Genomic DNA, 10,195 nt, shown 5'->3' on the forward strand with positions numbered 1-10,195 from the left:
GGCCGACCGAACGGTCGGCCACCGGTCCCGCTCGTTACGGAAGGTCGGGGCCACGCACCAAGGCCCTGCCCCTCCGGCGAGACACCCTGACCCCCGGTCAGGAGAGAAGCCCCACCGCGACGGACTGCGGCGCACTCGGCGCACTCGGCGTGCCCGGCGTCCTCAAGGCCGCCACCGCCGACCGCTCGCAGCGCCTGCTGCGCCCCGGCGGTCTCGGGGTTGCCGGCACGCGTTGACGTCGTGCCTCGCCGGAGAGCTGGCGAGGGCTGACACCTACCGGAGGTCACCTGCGCCCAGCACAATCGCCCGTATGACGACTACCACGGGCGCCGCGCCGCCGCCCACGCAGAACAGGCCTGTCATGCTCGCTCGGGGGTTCCTCACGGGCGGTGTGACGGGGGTGTCCCTGGCGGCCGTCGTTGTCGGGATCGTCCTGGGGAGTGTGCCGCTGATCGTCGGGGGAGCGTGCCTGCTCGCGGTCTACGTCCTGATCCGCTACCTCGCCGGCATGCCGAGGCGGGCCAGGGAAGCGGCGGTCCCGCCGTGCATGGCCCTCGCGATGATCGAGAGCCGGGAGGCCGTCAGAGGTGAGGCGAGCGACATGCCGGTGAGGTTCGACCTCACCGTCGCACCGGACGACGCACCCGCGTACCGCGTCGAGTTCACCCAGGACATCAACGTCGCCTACCTGCCCGACTACCGGCCGCGCGGCATCCTGGTCGTCCAGTACCCGCCGGACCGGCCGCTGAAGGTGAGGATCGTCAAACGCCCGACCCCGGAGTGGGAGGAGCGGGTGGCCGCGGCCCGTCTCGATTCCGCGCCCGGACCGGCCCGGGCGAGCGACCCCGCAGAAGGCGCCGGCGCCACCGCGGTCGGATTCCTCGGTCTGCTGCTCGGCGCGGCCCTGGTCGTCCTGCTGTTCCGCGCGGACCTGTTCCGCGCGGACCTGTTCGGCGAGGACGGCACCAGCACCGCGCGGCCGCCGGTCTCCGCCTCCGGCACCTCCTCGGCGTTCACGATCACCGTGTCGTCGGTGACCGGCACGGTGGCCCTCGGCTCCGGTCAGTCCTTCCTCGACGACGGCAGGTTGGGCGGTTCCGTCGCCACGCTCGCCAGAGGCGAGGACCGGCAGCGGGCGCTCACCGTCACCGTCCAGGAGCGCCTGCTGACGGTCGTCTTCGCCCCGACCAGCACCCCGGCGGCCTCCCGAATCGACCTGGAGTCCCTGCCGTACGATCGTGTCCCCGCCCTGGTGCAGGAGGCCATGACCACGCTGGGCGTCGGCACCCTGAGCACCTGGCAGCTCACCGCCGACCGTCTGACCGGCACGGTCGTCCTCAGGGTCTCCGTGACCGGCTCCGAGGGCACCGCCTACCTGGAGGCGGACGGGCAGGGCAAGGTTGTTCGGCGCGTCTCGGCGGGAGGCTGACCCATGGGCTGGCATGCGTATGCGGCGCTGTGGTGCGGGGTGTTCGGCGCGTTGGCGCTGGTCGGATACGGGAGGTCGCTGGCCGGGATGACCCGGGCGCAGCGGACGGTCCGGGCGAAGGGGCGGATCGAGCGGGTGGAGGAGCCGCGGCACGGGAGTTCCCCGAAGGACGGGATATCCGTGGTCGTCTCGTTCCAGGACCCGTCCACCGGGCAGGAGTTCACCGTCACCAACGACGGTGAGCGGGGCGAGAGGATCAGTGTGGCGTGGACGGGCCGGGAGATCGGCGTGTCCTACCCGCGCGGCAGACCCCACGCCGTCCGGTTCTCCCATCGGTTCTCCGAGGGCGGGCGCGGCCTCGGCCGGCCGAACTTCTCGCTCTTCCTCGTCTACGCCGGCCTGGTCGCCGTCGCCGTTGTCGACCGGGGATGGCCGTGGGCTCTGGTCGGCTTCTGCGGGCCCTGGACCCTCTCAGGCCTCTTCCACCTGCCCGGGAACGTCCGTGACCGGAACCGTCGCATCGACGAACTCGCCGCGATGGCCGTCGTCCCCGGCCGGGTCGTTGCCGTCCTCAGGAGCGTCACCGTCGACTCCGACGGCCAAACCTTGACCACCCTGATGCCGGTCGTGACCTTCACCACCCTGGACGGCAGGGAGGTCACGGCCTACTGCGGGTCCGGAATCCCCGACCCCGCCGGATCGCGGGGATCGGACCTCACGATCCACTACGCCCCCGCAGACCCGGCCGACTTCGTCCTGGACGTCGAGGCCGAACGCCGTTCCTGGAAGCGGGACATGGCCGTCAATGTGGTGGGTGTCCTGGTCGTGGCGGCGGCGGCCGTGGTGGGGGTGGTCGCGCTGTGACCCGGGAGCCGGTTATCGTCCCGCCATGGAGCCCCTGACGTTCGACTACGAGAGCCTGCACCTGCGCGTGGACCGGGGAGTGTTCGAACTGTTCAGCAGGGGCAGATCCGAGCTTCGGGTGCCACTGCGGTGGCTCGGAGCGCTGGTGTACTACAAGAAGCCCGACCGGCCCGGCCAGTTGTTCATCGGCACCGTACGCGACCCGGACGCCGCACTCTACGGCACCGACCAGGCCGCCTTCTGGTACAGCACCTCGCCCGAGTTCCGGGTACCGCCCGGCGACGAGCCCTTGTTTCGTGGGTACTTCACCGAGGTGGCCGCGCTCGTCGACCGGCGAGTGGTCTGACGCGGAAGCGGCGGAGCCGCGGGTTTCCGGCACGAGCGTCTGCCCATCCAGGTCGACCGGGGGATCGTCGAGGTGTTCCGGCGCGGCAACGTCACCCGGGCCGCACCGCTACCCGCCGGCCCGGGTGACGGTGTACGCCGAGGAGCCCCGCGGCGCGCTGCGCGGCGATCAGCCGTGCCCGGGGTACCACCAACAGCGTTGCGCTCGCGTGGTGGGCGGGACGTCGAGCCTTGCCGAACAGCACGGCGAGACCGCCTGGTAGATCAGGGAAGGTCGGGTCCGCCTGCCTCGGAGAGTTCGGCGAGGACGCTGATCGGCCTGTCATCGGAGTCCACGCCGCCCTCGTCGGTGTCGAGGAACGAACCGGTCGCCTCCTCGTCGCCGAGGTGCGGGTACTTCTCGATGAGGAAGCGGCGCCGGTAGGCCATGTCAGCGGTGTCGACGATCCGCTCCAGCATGGACCAGTTGAGGGTGCTGCCCACGAGGATCCCGACTCCGGGAACGACCTTGCCGAGGCCCTTCTTGGTGAGGCGTATGCCGAATGCTCTGGCGAACTGCACAGAGACCCTGGTGACCACAGACTCGCTCAGGACATCCCACGCCTTGCCTCGCACGAGTGCCTGGGTGAGCCGGGAGATGTCGCCCATCGCGGCGACTTTGGCGGAGGACGAGACCGCCGTGCCGGCGTTGACCACGGACATCACGAACAGCTTCTCGGCGGGCGATTCGGGGTCGTAGCCGTAGAACAGCGACACATGGCCGACCACCCGGGACGCCAGTCCGAGGACGATCGCGGCGTCGCCGGCGAGGGCGCCCACGATCATGCCTCCCGAAGGAGCTGCCGCGGCCCCTGCGGAGGCGGCGACGACCAGCTCCCCGCCCGAGATCACCAACCCCGCCGTCGCTCCCGACAGCGCCGCGGCGGCCGGGTAGTACCAACTGGCCGCGCGCCCCCGCACCGCGTCGATCTGCTCCAGGTCGAGCCGGTGAAGGTCGGCCAGCGACGACACGTCGTGACCGCGCTTCTGATGGCGCTTCACCACCCGAGCGGGGGGCAGTCCCGCGCGCGACAGCCGCCCCACCGTCTGCCGGGTGGACTGGACGACCACGCCGCTCCAGTCGGGCATCGCGTCGGCGGCACTGCGCGCGGCGGTACCCGCCTTCCGGGCTCCTCCGGCGACGATCTCCTGCCCACGCGCCACTGCGGAGAGGGCCCGTGGGTGGCTCTCCAACCGCTTGGCCGCGCGCCTGCCGAGCTTCGCCGCACCGACGGCCAGCTGTTCGCCGGCCTCGCCCATTCTCCGGGACAGCGGGCGGCCTGTGAAACGCTGGATGTCGCGCCATGCTTCAAACTCGTAGTCCGAGGGTTCAGTCACACCGGGATCGTAGGCTCTGGCGCAGGAACCGCGCGGGGGGTTGGGAAGTTGTCCCGGGAATCCGCGGCAGCCGCGGATACCGCGCACGCCGCCCGGCTCGATCAGAGAGAACCGACGGGCCGGGGCATCCTGCGCTTGATGGGATTCCGACGGGAGAGCCCTCACTCGTTCGGGCCGATGCGCTCCGGGACAGCAGGCGGGGACACGAGACCGTGGCCCGGCACACCCCGCTCGCCGAGCAGTGTGCTGAGCGAGGAAGCGGGGTTCGGGGCGGTGATCACGGAGCCGACCTCCGTAGCGCTGATCCTGACGGTCGGCAGCCAGCCATGCCCGGCCGGCAGAAGATCCGCCAGCGCGTCCCGGAAGGCGCGCTGGCGATGGCGGCCGCCGTCGCCCGGGAACAGCGGCGGCCTGGGCTCGGCGTACCCGCCGCCGGGTTCGCGCCCGGTCAGGTCCCGCGATCGGGCCAGCCACCGCGCGGCATCGAAGCCGAGCTCCACGGTCGACGGGTAGTGCTCCAAGGTCAGGGCGCGAGCGCTGGTGAAGTGCTGCTTCTCATCGACCTCCAGGATCTGCTGCTGGCCGTCCTCGTAGGTCAGCACAAGGTCCAGACGCCGCCACTCCCGAGCGGGAGCCTGTTTTGGTAGAACCAGTCCCGTCAGCGCCCTGTAGATGGTCGAGACTGCCTCCCATGCCCCGGCGCATTCAACACGGCCGGGCCGCCACAGCCACGCCGGGCAGCCCTCGGGTCGGATCCCCGCCGCCACCACGGCAGGCAGCAGACCGGCTATGGCGTCTTGCAGTTCCTTCACACCGACCCCCTCGTAGTCCTCGGCTCATGACCATGAGCCGATCATCCGTTCTCTCGATCGAACGGGAGTCCCGATCGGGTGATCGCGGGTACTGCCCGGCAGGAGAACAGAGCCTGGCGGTAAACGGGGAAAATCCAGAGGAGCGGACGGCCTCGCGCTGCTACGGTCGGGCGCTATGAGCTGGCTCCCCGATAACTTCGTCCATCCTGTCCTGGTACCGCTGCCGGGAGGGGGGCATCACCTGCGGCCGATCCGGGAGGCGGACACCCCGCTCGACTATCCGGCTGTGATGGGTTCGCGCGAGCGGCTGTGGACCATCTTCGGCCCAGCCTGGGGCTGGCCCGCAGCCACCATGACCTACGAGGCCGACCAGGCCGACCTGTTGCGGCACGAGAAAGAGATCGCCGCACACCAGTCCTTCAACTACGCGCTGTTCGACACAGCGGAGACAGCTCTCCTCGGCTGCGTCTACATCGACCCACCGGAGAGGGCCGGCGCGGACGGCGAGATCTCCTGGTGGGTGGTGGACGACCTGGTGGACAGCAAGGTCGAGCAGACCCTCGACACGCTCGTGCCGCAGTGGATCGCCGCCGACTGGCCGTTCGAACAGCCGCGGTTCCTCGGCCGAGAGATCTCCTGGTCGGACTGGCTCGCCCTGCCCGAGCACCCGACGCGTAAGTAGCTGTTGTCGTAGTGCTCTGGGGGTTTGGTGGTCGAACGGCCGTCTCGACCGGGTGGTCGTCGGGTGCTCGGCGCATGCGAGGAGGGGCTCCTGAGCAGCTCGCTGGTGTCGAATCACCGAGCATCAGGAGAAAGGGCGGCCGGCGGGGTCGACCTCGCCCCGGGCAACTCGAAGGCCTGCTCGGTCCGCGTTCACAACAGGGGATACCAAGAGGCGCTGGAAACCTCGTCGATCGCGGCTTGATCCTCTGTCACGTCCCTTGCGATGAAAGCCGGGTTCCTGGTCTGAGGATCCGGACCGTGAAGGTACCAGGCGCGGTGAAACCTGCTGATCTCGCCAAGATGGTTGGCGGATACACTTCCGAGGTCCTTGTTCGGGACGTTGAGCCCCGGCTCCATGAAGATGTTCATGGAAACCTGCCCATTGGGAGTGAACCCAGTCCCCGTGAGGGTGAAGTCCGTGCTCTGCTGGGTCCGTTCCTTGGCGTGGGACAGGGTGAGGTCCAGCGGGTTCTTCGCTCGGACTTCGGGATGCACGTCGAACCCGCGCTGCGAGTCCCACACCACCTCGTACTCGCGCCCGGCATCGTCGAGAAAGACACCGCGTATCCTCGCCCCTTGGTCTGTTGGGGCGCCGGTCACCACCTGAATCTCCGGAGGGAGCTCGACACCTTGTTGCTCGAAGAACGAGCGGCCGATTTCACGTGATTTGCGTGCCAGGACTTCGTCGTCGCGCAGCTGATCGAGCAAGTTCAGAAGCTTCTTGTCTCGCCCGAGCGACAATAGAACATTGTGGATTCTCAGCTCGTTATTGAGGTTTCGGATCTCTTCATTGATGCGGTCAGCGCGATGCTCATGCTGGCGGAGATCCCTCTCCAGCTTTCGACGCTGTTCCTCTGGAGATGACATTGCCCAGCGACCCTTCTCTGTCGATGACCTCTGTGACGCGCCCCCCATTTGGTGCGATTCGAGTGGTACTTATCGTCCTGTTGCAGCGATTGCAACAGGACGAGAGTCAGCGGCTTCGGCACTCGACCAGTTCCACGCTATGCCCGGTACGAGACGAGTGCCACTCGGTGATCCCTCTGTCGTGGAGCCCCAGTGACGGGGTATCGGAGATGAAGGCCCTGTTGGAAAGCTGTGCCGAGCGTTCACGTTCCGATGCATGTCAATTCACTGCGGAGCTTCGCCGCTGCCCAATTCGCGACGGGTTGGGATATGGACGACTGTCCGGCCATGATCTCTCGGGGGCGCCGGGCCTGTACCCTTCTGCGATGTCGGGTCGGGCGTCCTCGGCAACCTCTGCGCGGATTCATTCCGACTCCTTGCCGACTGTTTTATCGAGTTCTACCGGGAGATGGGCGAGGCAGGACCTCCTCGCCCATCCCGCGACGCCCGACAGCGTGTTCTCCGCCGCCATGGCCTTCCTCGTCGACCTGCGCGACAAACCCTTCCCCCGCCTCAGCCTGCCCGTCCCGGGCCGACCGGAATGCACTCGGCGCCGCGCTGCGCCGGGATGTGGGGCTGGTGGAGTACGCGGCGGATGAGGAAGCGGACCCTAGTCGGCCCGGGCGTGCGTAACGTCTGGGAGTCCGCGTTTCCGGCTGATCTACCGTTTCCGTATCCACCGGGGGCACAAGGGCAAGCCCAAGGGCTTCACGTGGCAGCACTACCGGGACCTGATCATCCGAGCCCGCACCCAGCTCGGCGGCCCCGTCGCGCTCCGCTGGGACAACCTGTCCACCCACCTGATGTCGCCGATGAAGGCGTTCATCGCCGCGAACGAGGACTGGCTGACGGTCTTCCAGCTCCTCTCCTATGCGCCCGACCTCAATCCCCGGCAGGGGATCTGGTCGCCGAGCGCGCGCACGGCGGCTTCGGCCTGGTTCCGTTCCCGCGGCCGGCGCCGCCCGGGATCGCCCCACCTCACACAGACGCTGGGGTGGTTCGCCGGTTGCGGTGCCGGTTCGGCCGCAGTGCCTTTTTCTGAACCCTCGGACTTTGCGGGGTCGGTAGCCGTGCAAGCTGGCCGGGATTGGACTATGCCTCCCTGAGCGAAGCCCCCGAGGATGGCCGGAAGTCTTCGAGCGGGGGGAACTGATGGGGCGTCCGACAACTGCTGTGGCCGCGGTCGGTCTGTTGCTGGCTCTGACGGCCTGCCAGTCGGGGGCGGCGTTCGGCAAGGTCCAGGGCACCGACGCCGAGTTGGCCTGTGCGGTGGTGAGTCGACTGCCGGAACGGATGCCGGGCACCGACGGTGGGCAGGCCTTCGACATCGAGGTGGCGCGCCTCGTCGGCGCCGAGGAACTGGCCAGGGCGGCTGCCCTGGCGGACGCCAAGTTCCAGCCGCTCGCCGACGCCCTGAAGGAGGCGCAGCAGCTGTTCAACGTGACCGCCGACCCCCAGCAGGTTGAACCCGCAGTCAAGAAGGCCCGGACGTACTGCTGAGTGCCTATTTCTGAGCCCTCGGACTCTGCGGGGTCGGTAGCCTGGTACCAGGTGAGTCGCGAGCCAAGTTGCTGCTGGTCAACTTGAGAACGATCAAGGCTGAGTCGGTCCACCGACCGCGTTCGCCGACCTCCGGGTGAAGGCCTCCCCGAAGACCGCCCCGAGCATCCCACACACCCCGGCAGTTCCGTTCGCCGAACGTCACGGTGACCGTTCGGCGAACGCTTCCGCAGCCTTCGCATTCCGGGCAATGGCTCGTTGACCTGCTGCTTTGGGGTTCGGAAGCAGGCACTCACGTGCGGGTTTGGCGTCCGGTTCGGGGGCGGGGAGCGTCGAGGCCAAGGCCTGGCTGGCCGGTGCCTCAACACCGGATGCGCGAAGAAGGGGTGCACACACCTCGCAACCAGACTCGGAATGTGAGTACCCATCAACTCCGGGCGCCCAAAGGTGTCTTCGCTGTTAGATTCGTGCACATGTCGTGGCGTGGAGCCGCGGCAGACTACCGGAGGGGACGTTCAACGAGGCTTCGCATGCTCACGGCCGGAGTCGGCGCGGCTGTTGTGCTCCTGGGCTGGGCCGTGCCCGCCCAGGTCGGCCCTGACGGTGGGTGGCGCCGTTTTGGGAGTCGGCTCGCTTATCGCCATCCTCCCGGCGTTCACTCGACCTCGCCAACGCTCTCGGTCGGGACCGCTTCACCCCGGGGCGATTCAGCGCGTCCTCGCTGAGGTCTTCATCGACGGCAGCGACCTCGCCGTTTACAAGGCTGTGCTCCGACGGCGGCGGAACACCGACTGACCGGGGGGAGCGGAGACCGTCCATTGCGTGGACGGGCTGCGGTCAGCGAGTGTGGATCAGGGTGGCGAGGGCGGTGATTGGGGGCCAGCTCCACAGGCTTCCCCGCTCGCCGCTCCGCCCGGCGGAGGCCATCGTGTTCGCGGCGAGCAGCAGGGCGCCGCCAGCCCAGCCGCCGCCGCGACCGCCGCTGAGAGCACCCTCACCGCTCCCCGTCCACCAGCGCGTGCGCGCGGACCGGGAAGGTGCCCATGCCCTCGACGGCCGGCGGCGCGGCGAAGAACCGGAAGCCGGACGGCGGCAGCTGCTCCAAGCCGCGCAGGTGCTCCACCACCGGGATGCCGGCCGCCAGCAGCGCGGTGTGCGCGGGGCGGGTGCCGTCGGCGGTGTCGTCGATGTTCACCGAGTCGATGCCGACCAGCGCCGGGCCCTGCTCGGCGAGCCAGGCGGCGGCGTCCGCCGTCACGAAGGGGTGTCCGCTGCCGTAGGCGTCCGTCCCCCAGTGCCGGTCCCAGCCGGTGTGGATCAGGACGGCCCGGCCGGTGACCTCGTGCGGGAGCAGCAGGCTGCGGTCGATCGCGCGCCCCGGCGCGCCGTCGAGCCGGACGACCAGGCCGGGCAGGTCGGTCAGCCGCTCCAGCGGCACAGCGGAGAGGTCCGGGCCCTCGCTGAAGCGGTGGAACGGGGTGTCCACGTAGGTGCCGGTGTTGGCCACCATCGAGATCCTGGCGATGTTGAACTCGGTACCGGGGGAGTAGAGTTCGCGCGAGGCGTGCCGGGAGAGGTGGTCGCTGATCTCCGGGCCGGGCAGGCCGGGGTAGGTCACCATGCCCGGGCGGATCGGGTGGCTGAGGTCCACGATTCGGCGTTCGGTGGCGGCCCCGCCAGCGGCCGTGCCGCGCGAGCCCTTGTGCGGCTCGCGCAGGACCTCCCGGTTCGTGATCCGTACTCCCTCGACCATCAGCAGGCCGAGGTGGCGCACCAGCAGTTCGCCGAGCTCGCCGTCCTCGATCTCCGGCCCGGGGATGTCCAGCCGGAACCCCTGGGTCTGCAGGCCGCCGCCGTTGGCGAAGCCCACCTCGGCGTCGAACCGCACCCGCCACTGCTCACTCGTATCGGTCATGCCTCGATGGTCAGTGAAGGACAGCTTGCGGGCAAGCAAGAATTTCTGAAGTACCGCTACAGCTCTGCAGCATGATATTCGTCCCCCGGCGTCTGCGCGCCCTGCGCGCCGTGGCCCTGCGCGGCGGCGTCGTGGACGCCGCACGGCTGCCGCACCTCACCACCTCCGCTGTCTCCCAGCAACTCGCCCAACTGGAGGAGGAGATCGACCAGCCGGTGGTGGACCGCTCGTGACACCGGCCCCGCTCCCTCGTTCGAATGAGCGGGGGCGGTGTCACGACGAACGCCCGCCGGCGGCGCGGGCGGTGTGGAGGGTGTCGGCGGG

11 protein-coding genes are annotated in these 10,195 nt (G+C 69.3%); 7 read left to right on the forward strand and 4 right to left on the reverse strand.

Going from position 1 to position 10,195, the window contains the following annotated elements:
• The 4 genes from ACFWOG_RS35805 to ACFWOG_RS35820 form a co-directional block, all read left to right on the forward strand.
• The coding region (locus ACFWOG_RS35805; protein WP_380363515.1) for a hypothetical protein at window positions 1-236 on the forward strand (236 nt) is incomplete at its 5' end.
• Between the two features lie 74 nt (window positions 237-310).
• On the forward strand, window positions 311-1,429 hold the full coding sequence (locus ACFWOG_RS35810; protein WP_380363517.1) for a hypothetical protein: 1,119 nt from the start codon (window positions 311-313) through the stop codon (window positions 1,427-1,429).
• Between the two features lie 3 nt (window positions 1,430-1,432).
• Window positions 1,433-2,293 (forward strand): DUF3592 domain-containing protein, encoded by an 861-nt coding sequence (locus ACFWOG_RS35815; RefSeq protein WP_380363519.1) that lies wholly within the window; start codon window positions 1,433-1,435, stop codon window positions 2,291-2,293.
• Between the two features lie 25 nt (window positions 2,294-2,318).
• Window positions 2,319-2,639 (forward strand): hypothetical protein, encoded by a 321-nt coding sequence (locus ACFWOG_RS35820; RefSeq protein ID WP_380363521.1) that lies wholly within the window; start codon window positions 2,319-2,321, stop codon window positions 2,637-2,639.
• A 263-nt stretch (window positions 2,640-2,902) separates the two neighbouring features.
• On the opposite strand, the gene ACFWOG_RS35825 is transcribed toward ACFWOG_RS35820, so the two are convergent.
• Together ACFWOG_RS35825 and ACFWOG_RS35830 are read right to left on the reverse strand one after the other, a co-directional pair.
• Window positions 2,903-4,015, reverse strand: coding sequence for an EcsC family protein (locus ACFWOG_RS35825; protein WP_380363523.1), 1,113 nt, complete (start codon window positions 4,013-4,015; stop codon window positions 2,903-2,905).
• A gap of 161 nt (window positions 4,016-4,176) precedes the next feature.
• Entirely contained in the window at window positions 4,177-4,827 is a 651-nt protein-coding gene (locus tag ACFWOG_RS35830; protein ID WP_380363525.1) for a hypothetical protein, read from the reverse strand.
• Between the two features lie 175 nt (window positions 4,828-5,002).
• Between ACFWOG_RS35830 and ACFWOG_RS35835 the strand changes: the two genes are divergently transcribed.
• Complete coding sequence (locus tag ACFWOG_RS35835; RefSeq protein WP_380363527.1) at window positions 5,003-5,509, forward strand: N-acetyltransferase; 507 nt, start codon at window positions 5,003-5,005, stop codon at window positions 5,507-5,509.
• Between the two features lie 191 nt (window positions 5,510-5,700).
• Here the strand turns inward: ACFWOG_RS35835 and ACFWOG_RS35840 are convergent, their stop codons facing one another.
• On the reverse strand, window positions 5,701-6,417 hold the full coding sequence (locus ACFWOG_RS35840; protein ID WP_380363529.1) for a hypothetical protein: 717 nt from the start codon (window positions 6,415-6,417) through the stop codon (window positions 5,701-5,703).
• A 1,230-nt stretch (window positions 6,418-7,647) separates the two neighbouring features.
• Here ACFWOG_RS35840 and ACFWOG_RS35845 point away from each other — a divergent pair.
• Window positions 7,648-7,956, forward strand: a complete 309-nt coding sequence (locus ACFWOG_RS35845; protein ID WP_380363531.1) for a hypothetical protein — start codon at window positions 7,648-7,650, stop codon at window positions 7,954-7,956.
• A gap of 994 nt (window positions 7,957-8,950) precedes the next feature.
• Here the strand turns inward: ACFWOG_RS35845 and ACFWOG_RS35850 are convergent.
• On the reverse strand, window positions 8,951-9,871 hold the full coding sequence (locus tag ACFWOG_RS35850) for a cyclase family protein (RefSeq protein WP_380363533.1): 921 nt from the start codon (window positions 9,869-9,871) through the stop codon (window positions 8,951-8,953).
• 71 nt (window positions 9,872-9,942) lie between these two features.
• On the opposite strand from ACFWOG_RS35850, the gene ACFWOG_RS35855 reads away from it, so the two are divergent.
• Complete coding sequence (locus ACFWOG_RS35855; protein ID WP_380363535.1) at window positions 9,943-10,104, forward strand: LysR family transcriptional regulator; 162 nt, start codon at window positions 9,943-9,945, stop codon at window positions 10,102-10,104.
• The last annotated feature ends 91 nt before the right edge of the window (window positions 10,105-10,195 follow it).

It is taken from the genome of Kitasatospora sp. NPDC058406 (assembly GCF_042722765.1).
Lineage (GTDB): Bacteria > Actinomycetota > Actinomycetes > Streptomycetales > Streptomycetaceae > Kitasatospora.

Excerpts from the sequence above, each read along its gene's own strand:
- ACFWOG_RS35810 (WP_380363517.1), top strand. The coding sequence starts at position 311 with ATGACGACTACCACGGGCGCCGCGCCGCCGCCCACGCAGAACAGGCCT.
- ACFWOG_RS35815 (WP_380363519.1), top strand. The coding sequence starts at position 1,433 with ATGGGCTGGCATGCGTATGCGGCGCTGTGGTGCGGGGTGTTCGGCGCG.
- ACFWOG_RS35820 (WP_380363521.1), top strand. The coding sequence starts at position 2,319 with ATGGAGCCCCTGACGTTCGACTACGAGAGCCTGCACCTGCGCGTGGAC.
- ACFWOG_RS35835 (WP_380363527.1), top strand. The coding sequence starts at position 5,003 with ATGAGCTGGCTCCCCGATAACTTCGTCCATCCTGTCCTGGTACCGCTG.
- ACFWOG_RS35840 (WP_380363529.1), bottom strand. The coding sequence starts at position 6,417 with ATGTCATCTCCAGAGGAACAGCGTCGAAAGCTGGAGAGGGATCTCCGC.
- ACFWOG_RS35850 (WP_380363533.1), bottom strand. The coding sequence starts at position 9,871 with ATGACCGATACGAGTGAGCAGTGGCGGGTGCGGTTCGACGCCGAGGTG.
- ACFWOG_RS35855 (WP_380363535.1), top strand. The coding sequence starts at position 9,943 with ATGATATTCGTCCCCCGGCGTCTGCGCGCCCTGCGCGCCGTGGCCCTG.